Annotated in this window: 13 protein-coding genes and 3 tRNA genes; 11 read left to right on the top strand and 5 right to left on the bottom strand. The window is 64.2% G+C overall.

Annotation, left to right across the window (positions count from 1 at the left end; all coding sequences use genetic code 11):
• Nucleotides 1-5: 5 nt before the first annotated feature.
• The gene (locus T331_RS0108815) at nucleotides 6-1442 is read right to left on the bottom strand and encodes a mannose-1-phosphate guanylyltransferase/mannose-6-phosphate isomerase (RefSeq protein WP_008494378.1); all 1437 of its coding nucleotides are present in this window, start codon (nucleotides 1440-1442) and stop codon (nucleotides 6-8) included.
• Between the two features lie 77 nt (nucleotides 1443-1519).
• Between T331_RS0108815 and T331_RS0108810 the strand changes: the two genes are divergently transcribed.
• Both T331_RS0108810 and T331_RS0108805 read left to right on the top strand, forming a co-directional pair.
• A complete protein-coding gene (locus T331_RS0108810) occupies nucleotides 1520-2326 on the top strand; it encodes a creatininase family protein (RefSeq protein WP_026439735.1) in 807 nt (268 codons plus the stop codon).
• Nucleotides 2327-2428: 102 nt separating this feature from the next.
• Nucleotides 2429-2719: a DUF1330 domain-containing protein gene (locus tag T331_RS0108805; protein WP_008494380.1), complete on the top strand. Its 291-nt coding sequence runs from the start codon at nucleotides 2429-2431 to the stop codon at nucleotides 2717-2719.
• Between the two features lie 171 nt (nucleotides 2720-2890).
• Here T331_RS0108805 and gabT read toward each other — a convergent pair whose 3' ends face one another.
• From gabT to T331_RS17875, 4 genes are all read right to left on the bottom strand, one after another.
• Complete coding sequence (gene gabT / locus T331_RS0108800) at nucleotides 2891-4168, bottom strand: 4-aminobutyrate--2-oxoglutarate transaminase (RefSeq protein WP_026439734.1); 1278 nt, start codon at nucleotides 4166-4168, stop codon at nucleotides 2891-2893.
• A gap of 86 nt (nucleotides 4169-4254) precedes the next feature.
• Nucleotides 4255-4551, bottom strand: coding sequence for an acylphosphatase (locus T331_RS0108795; protein ID WP_026439733.1), 297 nt, complete (start codon nucleotides 4549-4551; stop codon nucleotides 4255-4257).
• Nucleotides 4548-5243, bottom strand: a complete 696-nt coding sequence (locus T331_RS17880) for an ATP12 family protein (protein WP_035179668.1) — start codon at nucleotides 5241-5243, stop codon at nucleotides 4548-4550. Before T331_RS17880 ends, T331_RS0108795 begins: the two co-directional genes overlap by 4 nt.
• A complete protein-coding gene (locus T331_RS17875; RefSeq protein ID WP_051622269.1) occupies nucleotides 5240-7870 on the bottom strand; it encodes an AsmA family protein in 2631 nt (876 codons plus the stop codon). Before T331_RS17875 ends, T331_RS17880 begins: the two co-directional genes overlap by 4 nt.
• 100 nt (nucleotides 7871-7970) lie before the next feature.
• Here T331_RS17875 and T331_RS0108780 point away from each other — a divergent pair.
• The 9 genes from T331_RS0108780 to T331_RS0108740 all read left to right on the top strand — a co-directional run bounded on the left by T331_RS0108780 (nucleotide 7971) and on the right by T331_RS0108740 (nucleotide 15687).
• Nucleotides 7971-8055 (top strand) — tRNA-Leu (locus T331_RS0108780).
• Nucleotides 8056-8094: 39 nt separating this feature from the next.
• Complete coding sequence (gene tig / locus T331_RS0108775; protein ID WP_026439732.1) at nucleotides 8095-9417, top strand: trigger factor; 1323 nt, start codon at nucleotides 8095-8097, stop codon at nucleotides 9415-9417.
• 229 nt (nucleotides 9418-9646) lie between these two features.
• Complete coding sequence (gene clpP / locus T331_RS0108770; RefSeq protein WP_008494386.1) at nucleotides 9647-10315, top strand: ATP-dependent Clp endopeptidase proteolytic subunit ClpP; 669 nt, start codon at nucleotides 9647-9649, stop codon at nucleotides 10313-10315.
• Between the two features lie 229 nt (nucleotides 10316-10544).
• On the top strand, nucleotides 10545-11801 hold the full coding sequence (gene clpX / locus T331_RS0108765; RefSeq protein ID WP_008494387.1) for an ATP-dependent Clp protease ATP-binding subunit ClpX: 1257 nt from the start codon (nucleotides 10545-10547) through the stop codon (nucleotides 11799-11801).
• 142 nt (nucleotides 11802-11943) lie between these two features.
• Entirely contained in the window at nucleotides 11944-14355 is a 2412-nt protein-coding gene (gene lon, locus T331_RS0108760) for an endopeptidase La (protein WP_026439731.1), read from the top strand.
• A 122-nt stretch (nucleotides 14356-14477) separates the two neighbouring features.
• On the top strand, nucleotides 14478-14756 hold the full coding sequence (locus T331_RS0108755; protein WP_035179664.1) for an HU family DNA-binding protein: 279 nt from the start codon (nucleotides 14478-14480) through the stop codon (nucleotides 14754-14756).
• Nucleotides 14757-14815: 59 nt separating this feature from the next.
• Nucleotides 14816-14887 (top strand) — tRNA-Val (locus T331_RS0108750).
• A gap of 128 nt (nucleotides 14888-15015) precedes the next feature.
• Nucleotides 15016-15092, top strand: a tRNA-Asp gene (locus T331_RS0108745).
• Nucleotides 15093-15321: 229 nt separating this feature from the next.
• Nucleotides 15322-15687 carry an NADH-quinone oxidoreductase subunit A gene (locus tag T331_RS0108740; RefSeq protein ID WP_008494391.1) on the top strand — a complete coding sequence of 122 codons (366 nt, stop codon included), beginning with the start codon at nucleotides 15322-15324 and terminating at the stop codon, nucleotides 15685-15687.
• Nucleotides 15688-15690: the final 3 nt, after the last annotated feature.

Below are 15690 nucleotides of genomic sequence, written 5' to 3'. Positions count from 1 at the left end.
TCGCTCTAGCTCCGCCCGTAATGGTCCTCGATTCTAACGATATCATCCTCGCCGAGATAGGAGCCTGACTGGACCTCGATCAGGGTCAGCGGGATTTTTCCCGGATTATCCAACCGGTGGACGCAGCCGAGCGGCAGATAGATGCTCTCATTCTCCTGGATCAACAGCTCCTCGGTGTCACGCGTCACCAAGGCACAGCCGGCGACGACCACCCAATGCTCGGCGCGATGGAAATGTTTCTGCAGCGAGAGCCGGCGGCCGGGCCAGACGACGATGCGCTTCACCTGGAAGCGCTCGCCCTGGATCAGGCTTTCATAAAACCCCCAGGGGCGATAGCTGCGATATTGCGCCTCCGCCTCCGGCCGCTTCTGGGCCTTCAGCTTGTCGACGATTGTCTTGACGTTCTGCGCCTCGGATTTATGCGCCACCAACACCGCATCCTGGGTGGTGACGACGACGAGATCCTGCACCCCGAGCAGGGCGGTGAGCATGCCCTCCGAGCGGGCGTAGCAATTCTCGGCATTTTCCAGCACCACGTCGCCCTGGGCGAAATTGCCGGCGGAATCCTTCGGCGCGATCTCGGCCAGAGCCGACCAGGAGCCGACATCCGACCAGCCAAGAGCAGCTGGCACGACGGCGGCCTTATGAGTCTTCTCGGCAATCGCATAGTCGATCGAGATATCTGGCGCGGCGGCGAAGCTGGCCTCATCCAGCCGGATGAAGTCCAGATCGTCATGACGCGCGGCAACAGCGGCACGGGCGGCGGTGAGCACTTCGGGAGCCAGAGATTGCAGCTCCTCGATCATGATATCGGCCCGGAAGATAAACATGCCGGAATTCCAGAGATAACCGCCTTCGGCCAGCATCTGCGCGGCGCGGCTGGCGTCGGGTTTTTCCACGAAACGGGCCAGCTTGTGCACGCCGGAGAGGTTGGGCAGCGCCTCGCCCTGGGCGATATAGCCATAGCCGGTCTCGGCTGCCGTCGGCTGCATGCCGAAGGTGACGATATAGCCGGCGCGGGCCGCGGCGGCGGCTTTCGCCAGCGCCTCATGCAGGGCCGGCTCATCCTGAATGGCGGCATCAGCGGCCATGATCCAGAGCACGGCATGCGGGTCGGTCTCGGCGGCGAGCAGGGCGGCGGCGGCGATGGCCGGGGCAGAGTTGCGCCCCACCGGCTCCAGCAGGATGCGCGGCGCCTTCACCCCGGCATCGCGCAGCTGTTCGGCGACGATGAAGCGATGCTCCTGATTGGCAACGACGATCGGGGCGGCGAAGCCAGCGCCCGTGCCGCGCAGGGCGGTTTCGGCCAGCATCGGGGTGGTGGAGAGCAGCGGCCAGAATTGCTTGGGGAAGCTCTTGCGCGAAACCGGCCAGAGCCGCGTGCCGGAGCCGCCGCAAAGAATCACCGGGACGATCTTTTGGTCCGCGTTCTGGTTCGACATGTCAGCCCCTTGCTCTGTTGGCGCGAATTAGCCGTCAAGGCTGGAAACTGTCCAGTCGGGCTGGCAGGATGAAGCGCATGAACAAGCTCCTTGCCAGCGTCAGGCTGGCCGACCTCACCGCCCCGGATTTTGCCGCGCTGGCTCAGCGCCAGCCGGTGATCTTGCTGGCGCTGGGCAGCCAGGAGGATCATGGCCCGCATCAGCCGATGGGGGATTTTGTCCTGGCCGATGAGATCGCCGAACGCATCGCCCGCGCGGCGAATGAGGCCGGCACGCTATGCGTGATGGCGCCGACCTTGCCCTTCGGTGTCGCGGATTTTTTTGCCCCCAGCCCCGGCGGTCTGGCGCTCGCGCCGGAGAGTTTCAGGCGCGTGCTGGCGGAGCTGCTGGAAGGGCTGCTGCGACATGGCTTGCGGCGCATCGTCATCCTCAACGCCCATGGCGGCAATGTGCCGGTGGTGCATGAGGTGACGCTGGCGATCAAACGCCGCACCGGGCTGGTGATCCCGTCCTTCTATCTCTGGAAAATCGCCCGGCAGCTGATGGAACGCCGTCTGGATGGCGCCGCCGGGCGCTTCGGCCATGGGGCGGAGCCGCTGCTCTCGCTGAATCGGGCGTTGCGGGCGGACACCATCCGGGATGCCGCCGGGGCGCCTGAGGGGGGCGAGATGCTGGGGTTGAAGGTGCGGGATTTCGGCACGCTCGATTTCGAGGGGCTGAGCGTGGAAGCGCCGGTGGAATTCGATACCGTGCCCAAGCCCGCCATCGAAGCCGCCTGGGCGGCGGGGGATGCGGATCTGGGTGAGGCGGTGGCTGAGGATCTGGTCGCGGCAGCGGCGCGGTTCGTCGCGCATGTCGCGGCCGAGGTCGGCAAGGCCGTTTGACGCTCTAGGTTTTATTTTAGCGAGCAAGTTCATGTTCTTAGCTTGACGCTGCCGCGTCAATCTAAACACATATTGCTCTAAGGTTCGTGAGGGGAGGCGCACGTGGCGGCTTATGTTCATGTCAATCTGCGGGTGATCGATGCGGCCAAGCAGGCCGCTCTGGCCCCACGCTTTCAGGCTGCACTCGCGGCGGCGGACGGGAAAATTCTGCATTTCGGGCCGGTCGCGGCACAGCTGGAGGGGGATGTGACGCCGCTGCCGCTGGCGGGAATTTTCGAATTTCCGACCTTGGCGCAAGCTTTGGAATTTTATCATTCCGAGGCGTACGGGCCGATCAAGCAAGAGCGGCAAGCGGCGCAGGAGGCGCGGATGTTCGTGGTCGATGCGGGTTAGAGCAATATGCGTTTAGATTGACGCGGCAGCGTCAGGTTAAGCACATGAAACTGCTCGCTAAAACAGAACCTAGAGCCTCAAGCTAAAAGCTTGAGGCTCTAATCGCTTCCCGCACGCATGAAAAAGGCCCCGGTGACGGGGCCTTTTCTGTTGGCGGATGGCCTGCTTGCGTCAGCTGGCCAGCGAGGCTTCCAGGATATCCAGCCCTTCTTCGAGCAGCGCATCGGAGATGGTCAGCGGCATCAACAGCCGCACGGCATTACCGAACACGCCGCAGGAGAGCAGGATCAGCCCCTTTTCCTTGGCAGCGGCGAGGATCTTCTTCGTCGCCTCCGGGTCCGGCTCGTCGGTACCGCGGGTCTTCACCACGTCAAAGGCGATCATCGCGCCGGGGCCGCGGATATTGGCGATCGGGTGGGCGTCGTTGCGCTGCGCCATCGCCTCCAGCCTGGTCTTCATCCGCGCGCCGATGACATTGGCGCGCGCAACCAGCTTCTCTTCCTCGATCACTTCCAGCACCGCCAGCGCCGCCGCACAGCCCAAGGGCGAGCCGGCATAGGTGCCGCCCAGACCGCCCGGCTCGGCCGCATCCATGATCTCGGCCTTGCCGATGACCGCCGAGAGCGGGAAGCCGCCGGCGAGCGACTTCGCCACCGTCATGATGTCGGGCTTGATCGAGGAATGCTCGATGGCGAACATCTTGCCGGTGCGGGCAAAGCCGGTCTGCACCTCGTCGATGATCAGCAGGATGCCATGTTCGTCGCAGATCTTGCGCAGCCCGATCAGCAGCTCCTCAGGGGCGGGCAGGAAGCCGCCTTCGCCCTGCACCGGCTCCAGCGCGATGGCGGCGACGCGGCCTGGCTCGATATCGGCGCGGAACAGCATGTCGATATATTTCAGCGAGTCCTCGACGCTGACCTCGAACTGCTTGTGCGGGAACGGCACATGGTAGATCTCCGCCGGCATCGGGGCGAATTTCTTCTTGTAAGGCAGCACCTTGCCGGTCATCGCCATGGTCAGCATGGTGCGGCCATGATAGCCGCCGGCGAAGGTGATCACGCCGGGGCGGCCGGTGGCGGCGCGGGCGATCTTCACCGCATTCTCCAGCGCCTCGGCGCCGGTGGTGAAGAAAATCGTCTTCGCCTCGCCCTCGATCGGGGCGATGGCGTTCAGCTTCTCCGCCAGCTCAATGTAGCTGTCATACGGCGTGACCTGGAAGCAGGTATGGGTGAAGGCCTCCATCTGCTTCTGCACCGCCGCCATCACTTTCGGGTGGCGATGGCCGGTATTCAGCACCGCGATGCCGCCGGCGAAATCGATATAGCGCTTGCCCTCGACATCCCACAGCTCGGCATTCTCCGCGCGGGCGGTGAAAACCGCATGGGCATTGCCCACGCCACGCGGCACCGCCGCCATGCGGCGCGCCATCAACTCGCTGTTCGTGCTCATTCCGGGTCCATCTCCATCGCGTGACATCACGCCCGCCAGATCGGGGTGTGTTTAAGATTATAAACGCCGCCGATCCGCCACGCCAGTCAATTCGGGCGATATTGTTCCGCTGACGTGGGCTTTTTTTCGAAGCCGTCGGTGCCGGGGGCGGGGCAGGGCGTGGTGGCGATATTCAACACCTGGGCCAGAGGCGGGCCATCCTGGCAGGCGCGCACACCGGCCAGCACGGCCGCTTCCGGCCCGGCCAGCACGGCCTCCACCCGCCCATCCGCCAGGTTGCGTACCCAGCCTTGCAGCCCCAGCGCGCGTGCCCGGCGCAGCAGCCAGTCCCGATAGCCAACGCCCTGCACCCGCCCGGAGATCAGCAGGTGCAGCGCGCTCATGCGCGTGTGAGGTTCAGGAAACCGAGCGCGGCGCTGACATCGGCCAGCACCCGCGTGCGGCGGGCTTCGTCCAGCGGGTCGTCGCCCCATTGTTCGGCCTGCCAAAGCTCGTCCAATGCGGCGGCGGCGCAGGCGGCCTGCGCCTCCAACGCGCCCTCGGCGGCGGCCAGCCCAAGCACGAAGCTGCCCAGCGCCGGGATCAGCACGCCGAGCGCGGCCAGCGCCGCATCGTCGCGCACGGCCAGCAAGGCTTCCAGCTTCTCCTTGGTCCAGGGCAGCTGGTTCACCGGCATCAGCCCGATGGTGGTGATCAGCCCGATGCCATGCGTAGCGTTCAGCCAGCGCAGCCAGGGGTCCCATTGCGCGTGCTGGCGCGCCGCCAGCTCCGGCGGGCCCTCGGCGCGATAACAGAGCAGATCGTTCAGCCCATAGGCGGCGAGCTGGCGGATGACCTCCTCCCGGTGCAGCGCCACCCGTTCCTGCGCGGTGCAGACCATCTGGGTCAGCGGCAGATCATCCGGGGTGAATTCCGCGCCGGTGCGGTTCCATTCTTGCGCGATCGCCTCCGCCAGCTTCAGCGAGGCGACGCTGAGCGGTGCGCCCGAGGGCAGTTTCACCAACCGCTTGTCGAGCTGCACGCGAAACCCGCCATCCTGCGGCAGCGGCGCGGCCAGGGTCCAGAAACGCTTCATTGGCCGAGGATGCCTTGCAGCAGATTACGCGGCCCGTTGGCCGGGGCAGAATTGCCGGCGGCGGGAGCGCTGGCGCTGGCGGGGGCGGCCGGCGCCGGGCCAGGGGCGCCCATCCGCGCCAGGCTGAGCGCGGCGGGGCAGACATCGGCGTGGCTGTCATTGCCGAGCAGCCCGGCCACCTGGCCCAGCAGCGTGTTCGCCCCCAGCGCTTTCTGCGCCGGATTGGCGGCGAGCCCGCTGGCCGCGGCAGCAGCCGCACGCACCGCCGATTCTGGCGCCAAGCTGTAGCGCGGGGCGAGGAAGGTTCCGCCCACCTGCACCGGCACCGTGACATTGGTACCGCCGACGGTGAGGCGCGGCTTCAGCACCAGCCCCAACGTTTCATCGGCGAAATTCACCGAGCCGCCGCCTTGCAGCAGCAGCCGGCTGGAATCGAGCGTCAGCGCCTTCACCGTGCCGGTGCCGTTCTGCGCATCCAGCCGCAGCGCCGCGCAGCGCACGGAAACCGGCCCCTGCGCCCCGGCGAGATTGGCCGGCAGCCCGACCGATTGCAACGCGCCGCCGAAAATCTGCCCGATCACCCGTCCATCGACCACGCCATTGACGCTGGCGATGCCCAGCTGGCCGGTAACGGAACCGAGCAAAGCCGGCAGCGTATTGCCGTGCCCGCTGGCATCCAGCCGCACCTGCACCGTGCCCTCCGCCATGTTTTGCACGCCGAAACCATGCAGGAACGGCCCCAGCGCCAAGGCGGGGGCGTTGAGCTTGACGCTGGCGCTGGCCGGGTCGGTGCTGGCATCGAGGCTAGCAGAGGCGGTAATCGCCCCGCCCGGCAGCTGCGCGGTGAGCGGGCTGATTGTCAGCACGGCTTTGTTCAGCACCGCATGGGCCTGCACGGCGCTGTAAGTCGCCTTGCCATAGGTCAGGGAATCGGCGTGCAGCATCACATCGGCGCTGGCGCGGCGCAGCAGGCTGACCGGCAGCGCGATGTCCGGCACCAGTTGTGCTGGCGGTGCCGCGGCTGGGCTTGTCGCCGGGGTGGCGGGGGCGCTGGTGGCCGGCCAGGCGGCGGCGAGCGCGTCGATATCCGCCTGGGCGATGTTAAGATCCAGCTCCAGCTTCGGCGTGGCGCCGAAGCTCAGGCTGGCATCGCCGCCGAAGCTGGCATTATCCATGTTGGCGGCCAGGCTGTCGAAGCCGATTGCATGGTCCAGCCCCTGCCCGCCAGGGTCGATCAGCGTGGTCTTCACCGAGATGTTTTTCCAGCCGGGCAAAGCGATGCCGGCGGCGGGCGACAAGGCGGCGAGGTCGGGGATGGAGAGGCTGAGCGCCAACGCCGCCCCGGCCAGCGTGTGCGGGGTGGCGATGCCGCCGGTCAGGCTGAGGCTGGCATTGCCCAGGCTGGCATTCAGGCTCTCGGCGAAATTGCCGGCCGGCGGGGTGCTGGCCGGCAGCCAATTGGCCGGGATGAAGGCGCTGGGCGCGGTGAAATTGCCTTGCAAGGCGAAAGGCATCGCCCCCAGCGTGCCTTTGGCGCTCAGCGTGCCGGAACGGTCCAGCCCCGGCAGCTCCAGATCCAGCGCCGCCAGGGTCAGGCCCGGGCGCAGGCTGGAGAGGTCCGCTGCCCCGGCGTTCAGCGACACATTGCTGATCGCCGGCAGCTTCGCGCCCTGATCGGCGATGCGCGCGGTGAGGCTGAGATTTTGCAGCGGCGGCAGGCTGAGCCCGCCCAGCCAGGCCGGCGGCAGGGCGGCGGTGAGGCTGGCCAGCGCCGGGATGGTGGCGTTCAGCGCCAGATCATAGCCGCTGGCATTTTGCGGGCGTGTCACCTTGCCTTGCAGCGTGGCGCTGGCGCCGGCGAAGCCGAAATTCAGATCCACCGGCCAGGGGCTGTCGCCCCTGCCGGTCAGCCGCGCCACCGGGCCAACCATGCCCTGCATGGTCAGCTTGGTGGCGCCGATGGCGGCCGCCCCGGTGAGGTGCAACGGCGCCTGCAGCGAGCTGGCCTGGCCGGTCAGCCTGGTGAGCTGGATCACATTTGGCGGGCTGCTGCCGGGGCCGCGCAGGATGATCTGGCCATTTTGCAGCTCCACCGCCTGCAGCGCCACCTTATAGCGTGGACGCTTGGCGTGCGGCGCCGGACTGGTCTCGGCCGGGCCGGCGGAGGCGCTGGCGGCCGGGGCGAAATTCCAGTCCGCCTGGCCTTTGGCGTCGCGCTCCAGATAAAGTTTCGGGCCGACCAGCACCAGGCGCAGAATATTCACCTGATGATGCAGCAGCGGCAGCAGCGCGATCTGCGCCTGCACCTGGTCCAGCGTCAGCAGCGACGGGTCGGCAAAGCCTTGCGGGTTGGAGAGGCTGAGCGTGCTGGCGGTCAAGGTCGGGGTCAGCGAGAGCTGCAGCTTGATCGGCCCGCCAATGCTGAGCTGCCGCCCGGTCGCCTGCTGCACCGCCGCCACGATCTGCGGTGCGTAATCATTCGGGTTGAACCGCGCCACGAACCAGGCCGCCCCCGCGACCGGCACCGCCACGGCCAGCGCCACCGCCCCGCCGACATACCAGATCCAGCGCCGCCGCCGCGCGGGGCGAGGATTTTCGCGTGAAACCGGGGTGCGCTGCCTGTCCATGAAGCGGAATTAGTCGCTTTTATACCGATAGACGAGGGGCAAGCTTGTGAAACAGCGCAACACGCGCTATGCGCCCCGGCTTAAGTTTGTCGGCCCGGATGCGGGCGTGGTGAAACTGGTAGACACGCCAGATTTAGGTTCTGGTGGCGAAAGCCATGGGGGTTCAAGTCCCTCCGCCCGCACCAGACCGCTTTGTTGTTGATTTAACGAGGTTTGTTCGTCCCATGCAGGTTACCGAAACGCTCTCCGACGGCTTGAAGCGCGGCTTCACGGTCGTGGTTCCCGAACCCGAACTGGCCGCCAAGCGTGAGCAGCGTTTGGCCGAGCTGAGCAAGACCATCCAGATGCCGGGCTTCCGCCCCGGCAAGGTGCCGATGAATATCGTGCGCAAGCGCTATGGCGAGGCGGTGGCCGCCGAGATCGTCGAGGGCGCGGTGAACCAGGCCCATTCCCAGCTGCTGAGCGAGCGCAATCTGCGCCCGGCGATGCAGCCGAAGCTGGAAATCGTCAAGCCGGGCACCGAGTCCGAGCTGGAATTCACCGTCGAGATGGAAATCCTCCCCGAGGTGGCGGTGCCGGACCTGTCCGATGTCACCCTCTCCAAGCCGGTCGCCGCGGTCAGCGATGACAAGGTCGAGGAAAGCCTGAAAAACATCGCCGAGCAGCGCAAGAGCTTCACCAAGGTCGAAGAGACCCGCCCGGCTGTGGCCGGCGAGCAGCTGACCGTCGATTTCATCGGCCGCATCGATGGCGTCGCCTTCGAGGGCGGCACCGCCCAGGATGTGGCGCTGATCGTCGAAGGCCCGGGCTTCATCCCTGGCTTCACCGAGCAGGTCGTCGGCATGCAGGTGGGCGAGACCAAGACCATCACCGTGACCTTCCCCGAGGAATACGGCGCCAAGGACCTGGCCGGGAAGACCGCCGAATTCGAGATCACCGCCAAGCAGTTGGCCGTGGCCGAGGTGCCGGTGCTGGATGACGAGCTGGCCAAGACCATGGGCCTCGAAGGGCTGGAGCAGCTCAAGGAGCGCGTGAAGGAGCAGATCGGCCGTGAATATGAAGGCCTGACCCGCGCCAAGCTGAAGCGCGCTTTGCTGGACGTGCTGGCCGAGAAGGCGCAGTTCCAGGCCCCGGTGTCGCTGGTCGATGCCGAGTTCGACGCGATCTGGGCCCAGGTTGAGGCCGAGAAGGAAGCCGGCGAGCAGGACCCGGAAGATGCCGGCAAGGACGAAGAGACCCTGAAGGCCGAGTACAGGGCGATCGCCGATCGCCGTGTGCGGCTGGGCCTGCTGGTCGCCGAGATCGGCCGCGCCAACGAGGTGCAGGTGACCGACCAGGAGCTGCAGCGCGCCATGTTCAACGAGGCGATGCGCTATGGCCCGCAGGCGATGCAGGTGGTCGAGTTCTTCCGCAAGAACCCGCAGCAGATGGAGCGTTTCCGCGGCCCGATCTTCGAGGATAAGGTGATCGACTTCCTGCTCGGCTCCGTGAAGCAGGATGAAGTGTCGGTTTCCGCTGAGGATCTCGCCAAGGACCCGGAAGAGTAAGAAAGCAGCCGCTTTTTGAAAAAAGCGGCACCAAAAACTTTTGCGATTTTAGGGTGAAGCCGTTTCTCCGCGAGGGGAAACGGCTTCACCTTTCTGAGGCGCCTCTAGACGAACCGGAAAGATGCTCTAACCTAAGAAGCATGACGCCGTGTTTCGCGGTTATGGCGGCCACGTGCTGGCGCGGTAACGAGGCGGAAGCTGCGGTTATTTGATAAAGGATTGAAAACACATGTGGGATCGGGATCCTGTCGAGGTCTATAACAACAACCTCGTGCCCATGGTCGTCGAGCAGACCGCGCGCGGCGAGCGCTCTTACGACATCTATTCCCGGCTGCTGAAGGAACGCATCGTCTTCCTCACCGGCCAGGTGAACGATGTCGTGTCGTCCCTGCTCTGCGCCCAGTTCCTGTTCCTGGAGAGCGAGAATCCGAACAAGGAAATCTCCTTCTACATCAACAGCCCGGGCGGCGTCGTCTCCTCCGGCCTCGCCATCTATGACACGATGCAATATATCCGCTCGCCGGTGTCCACCGTCTGCCTGGGCCAAGCCGCCTCGATGGGCTCGCTGCTGCTCTGCGCCGGCGCCAAGGGCAAGCGATTCGCCCTGCCGAATGCCCGCGTCATGGTCCACCAGCCCTCCGGCGGCGCCCAGGGCCAGGCCACGGATATCGAAATCCAGGCCCGAGAGATCCTCAAGCTGCGCTCCAAGCTGAACCAGATCTATGTCGATCACACGGGCCAGCCCCTCGAAGCCATCGAGGCGAAGCTGGAGCGCGATACCTATATGTCGGCGGATGAGGCCAAGGATTTCGGCATTGTCGACGAGGTGGTGAAATACCAGTCCGAGACCGGCAGCCTGAAGAGCGACGCGCCGAAGCCCGACTCCAGCGGAAGCTAAGCCTCGCGCCCAAGCCTTCCGAAGGTTTCGGAAATCCGGTCCGTTCAACAAAAGGACGGCCGGATTTTTCAGTTTTTTGACGTTCCGCGACGCAAAAAGAGGCCGTCCCCGGCCGGAAATTTTCGATACAGGTCTGAAAACCCTGTAATTTTATGAAAAAACCCGGCGCTTGTGCCCTCTGGCACGGGGGATTAGTCTTTTCAGCTAAGACGCGGGTTGTGGAGTGACTATGACCAGTAAATCGGGCGACACAAAAAATACGCTTTACTGCTCCTTTTGCGGCAAGTCCCAGCATGAGGTGCGGAAGCTCATTGCCGGCCCGACCGTGTTCATCTGCGATGAATGCGTCGAGCTGTGCATGGATATCATTCGCGAGGAGCATAAGACGCATCTCGTGAAAACGCGCGACGGCGTGCCGACGCCGCGTGAGATCTGCAAGGTGCTCGACGATTATGTCATCGGCCAGATGCACGCCAAGCGCGTGCTCTCGGTGGCGGTGCATAACCATTACAAGCGCCTCTCTCACGCGACCAAGAGCAATGATGTCGAGATCGCGAAGTCCAACATCATGCTGGTCGGGCCGACCGGCTCGGGCAAGACGCTGCTGGCCCAGACCCTGGCGCGAATCCTCGACGTGCCCTTCACCATGGCCGACGCGACGACCCTGACCGAGGCCGGTTATGTGGGCGAGGATGTGGAGAACATCATCCTCAAGCTGCTGCAGGCCGCCGATTATAATGTCGAGCGCGCCCAGCGCGGCATCGTCTATATTGACGAGGTGGATAAGATTTCCCGCAAGTCGGACAATCCCTCCATCACCCGCGATGTCTCCGGTGAGGGGGTGCAGCAGGCGCTGCTGAAGATCATGGAAGGCACCGTGGCCAGCGTGCCGCCGCAGGGCGGGCGCAAGCATCCGCAGCAGGAATTCCTGCAGGTGGACACCACCAATATCCTGTTCATCTGCGGTGGCGCCTTCGCCGGGCTGGAGAAGATCATCTCCGCCCGCGGCAAGGGCTCGGGCATCGGCTTCGGCGCGGATGTCCGCTCCCAGGATGAGCGCCGCATGGGTGCCATCCTGCGCGAGGTGGAGCCCGAGGATCTGCTGAAATTCGGCCTGATCCCGGAATTCATCGGCCGTTTGCCGGTGGTCGCCACGCTGGAGGATCTGGATGAGGCGGCGCTGATCGAGATTCTCACCAAGCCGAAGAACGCGCTGGTCAAGCAATATGGCCGGCTGTTCGAGATGGAGGGGGTGAAGCTCACCTTCACCGAGGATGCGCTGAAAGTGGTTGCCAACCGCGCCATCAAGCGCAAGACCGGCGCGCGCGGGCTGCGCTCGATCATGGAAGGCATCCTGCTCGCCACCATGTTTGACCTGCCGGGCCTGGAAGGCGTCTCCGAGGTGGTGATTTCCGGCGAGGTGGCCGAAGGCCGCGCCGAGCCGCTTTATCTCTACTCCGAGACCCGCGCCGAAAACGCCTCCTGAGGCGCTTCTGCCTTGCAAGCCTCGCCGTGAAGCGGGGCTTGCAGGGGCCTGCTCACCTGCCGATATGTCGAATGTGGCCGTAAAAGACGGCGCATCGCGCTGTGCCTGTTGAGGGCAGCCGACAGACCTAAGGAATATATATATGTCTGACGTTAAAGACCCCGGATCGCCCACAGAGACCCTCGCGGTGCTGCCGCTGCGCGATATCGTGGTGTTCCCGCACATGATCGTGCCGCTCTTCGTGGGGCGCGAAAAATCCGTGCGCGCGCTGGAAAGCGTGATGAAGGAAGACAAGCAGATCCTGCTGGTCGCGCAGAAAAACGCCGCCCAGGACGACCCGGCGGCCGATGATATCTACCGTGTCGGCACCGTTTCCACGATTTTGCAGCTGCTGAAGCTCCCGGACGGCACCGTGAAGGTGCTGGTGGAAGGTCTGCGCCGTGCGAAAATCACCGATTTCAAATCCACCGAGGATTTCTTCGAGGTGGTGGCCGAGCCGATCGAGGATCGCGGCGACGAGGCCAAGGAGGTCGAGGCGCTGGGCCGCACCGTGGTCGCGCAGTTCGAGCAATATATCAAGCTCAACAAGAAGATCGCGCCGGAGGTGCTGGTTTCGGTCAACCAGATCGAAAGCCCCTCGAAGCTGGCCGATACGGTCGCCAGCCATCTCGGGCTGAAGATTTCCGACCGCCAGGAGCTGCTGGAACTGGACAGCACGGCGGAGCGGCTGGAGCGCGTCTTCAACCATATGGAATCCGAAATCGGCGTGCTGCAGGTCGAGAAAAAGATCCGCAACCGCGTGAAGCGGCAGATGGAAAAGACCCAGCGCGAATATTACCTCAACGAGCAGCTCAAGGCGATCCAGAAGGAGCTGGGCGAGGGCGAGGACGGCAAGGACGAGACCGCCGAGCTTGAGGAAAAGATCAAGGCCACCAAGCTCTCCAAGGAAGCGCGCGAGAAGGCGCTGGCGGAGCTGAAGAAGCTGCGCTCGATGAGCCCGATGAGCGCGGAAGCCACGGTGGTGCGCAATTATCTGGACTGGATCGTCGGCATCCCCTGGAAGAAGCGCAGCAAGATCAAGAATGACGTGATCGAGGCGGAGAAGCTGCTCGACGAGGAGCATTTCGGCCTGGACAAGATCAAGGAGCGCATCGTCGAATATCTGGCGGTGCAGGCGCGCAGCCCGAAGGTACGCGGCCCGATCCTCTGCCTGGTCGGCCCGCCTGGCGTCGGCAAGACCTCGCTGGGCAAATCCATCGCCAAGGCGACGGGGCGGCAATTCGTGCGCATGTCGCTGGGCGGGGTGCGCGACGAGTCGGAGATCCGTGGTCACCGCCGCACCTATATCGGCTCCATGCCGGGCAAGATCATCCAGGGCATGAAGAAGGCGAAGACCTCCAACCCGCTCTTCCTGCTGGATGAGATCGACAAGCTCGGGGCGGATTGGCGCGGCGATCCGGCCTCGGCCCTTTTGGAGGTGCTGGACCCGGAGCAGAATTCCACCTTCGCCGACCATTATCTGGAGGTGGATTACGACCTCTCGGACGTGATGTTCGTCACCACCGCCAATAGCCTGCGCATGCCCCAGCCGCTGCTGGACCGCATGGAGATCATCCGCATCCCCGGCTACACCGAGGATGAGAAGGTGGAGATCGCCAAGCGCCATCTGCTGCCCAAGCAGGGCGAGGCGCATGGGTTGAAGAAGGATGAATGGTCCGTCTCCGACGACGCCATGCTCGAGCTAGTGCGCACCTATACGCGTGAGGCCGGCGTGCGTAACCTGGAGCGCGAGCTGGCGACCCTGGCCCGCAAGGCGGTGAAGGAGATTGTCACCGCCAAGGCCAAGAAGGTGAAGATCACCAAGGAGAATTTGCAGAAATTCTCCGGCGTGCCGAAATTCCGCTTCGGCGAGACCGAGGCGGAGGACATGGTGGGGGTTGTCACCGGCCTGGCCTGGACCGAGGTGGGCGGCGAGATCCTGACCATCGAGAGCGTGCTGCTGCCCGGCAAGGGCGGCATCAAGCAGACCGGCCAGCTCGGCGATGTGATGAAGGAAAGCGTGGCGGCGGCCTATTCCTATATCCGCTCGCGCGCCACCCAGTTCGGCATCAAGCCGCCTTTCTTCGATAAGCGCGACATCCATGTGCATGTGCCGGAAGGCGCGACTCCGAAGGACGGCCCGTCCGCCGGCATCGCGATGGCGACCTCCATCGTCTCCGCGATCACCGGGATACCGATCCGTAAGGATATCGCCATGACCGGCGAAATCACCCTGCGCGGCCGGGTGCTGCCGATCGGCGGCTTGAAGGAAAAGCTGCTGGCGGCCCTGCGCGCCGGCATCACCACCGTCTTCATCCCCAAGGATAACGAGAAGGATCTCGTTGAAATCCCTGAGAATGTGAAGAAATCCTTGACCATTCTGCCGGTCAGCCATGTCGATGAGGTGATCAGCAAGGCGCTGGTGCGCGCCCCTGAGCCGATCGAGTGGGACGAAGCGCCGGAGGAGCTGGCGAAGGCGCCGGATGGCGAGGTGAGCGCCTCTCTCCCGCACTAAGCAAACCCAAGCGTTTGACGGGTGGCGCGCGATTTGGTTATGACCGCGCGCCACTCTTTTTTGTGGACTGCCCGCGCTGTTTGCGGACAAGCCCGTCACACCCAACCCGACAACAGGGAGTTTTGCCCGTGAACAAGAATGATCTGATCGCCGCCGTGGCCGAGGAAGCCGATCTGTCCAAGGCGAAGGCCGCGGAAGTGGTCGATGCCGTGTTCGGTGCGATCGAGAAGACGCTGAAGAAGAAGGAAGAGGTTCGCCTGGTCGGTTTCGGCACCTTCGCCACCGCCGAGCGTGAGGCCTCCAAGGGCCGCAACCCGCGCACCGGCGAGGAGATCGACATTCCGGCCTCCACCTCCGTGCGCTTCAAGCCCGGCAAGACGCTGAAAGACGCCGTCAACTAATTCAGGCCTGGCCTGAACCGGGAATGGATGGTGTTTCATCCATTCCCCGCTTCGTATGGGGGCGGTTAGCTCAGCGGTAGAGCATCTCGTTTACACCGAGAGGGTCGGCGGTTCGAAACCGTCACCGCCTATACGAAACAACGCTTATGGATCATTTCGGCAAACCTCGCCGCGAAAATATCCACAGTAATTTGCGCAAACGCGATGTCATACGCTTGACGCTGATTTCAATGCCAAGTACATCGCCGCCACGCCTTACGCGGGTGTAGCTCAGTTGGTTAGAGCGCCGGCCTGTCACGCCGGAGGTCGCGGGTTCGAGCCCCGTCACTCGCGCCATTCCCTGCTCCGGCAAAGCTTGCTTCGGCAAAGATTTTCATTATTCCTAAAATTGAATAAGGTTACGATGCGCCGTGCGATTTCGTGCGGTCTTCACGCGTTTGCGCAGCATGGCTGTCCATTTTGGGGCGGGGTTGACCGCAGGCTGTTGCGGTGCGACACGGCGGGTAATAATCCACTACGGTTGGCCGTTTTGGCTATGCCGGCGCGATCAAGGAGATGAGCACAAGTGCAGCTGAACCTGGCTCAGTACTTTCCGATTCTCATTTTCGTCGCCCTCGCCGCTATTCTGGGCGTTGCTTTTATCGCCGGCTCGCTGCTGGCCGGGAAGCAAAAACCCTATGCTGAAAAGCTGTCGGCTTATGAGTGCGGCTTCGAGGCGTTCGGCGATGCCCGCCGGCGTTTTGATGTGCGCTTTTACCTGGTGGCCATTCTTTTCGTGATCTTCGATGTCGAGGTGGCGTTTCTGTTCCCCTGGGCGGTGTCGCTGGGCCATATCGGGCTGGTCGGGTTCTGGTCGATGATGGCCTTCCTGGCGGTGCTCACGGTCGGCTTCATCTATGAGTGGAACAAGGGCGCCTTGGATTGGGAATAAAGC

The organism is Acidocella facilis ATCC 35904 (genome assembly GCF_000687875.1).
In the GTDB taxonomy this organism is placed as follows: Bacteria; Pseudomonadota; Alphaproteobacteria; order Acetobacterales; family Acetobacteraceae; genus Acidocella; species Acidocella facilis.
Note: the sequence above shows the minus strand (reverse complement) of the source record. Positions and strands in the feature narration are given on the sequence as shown.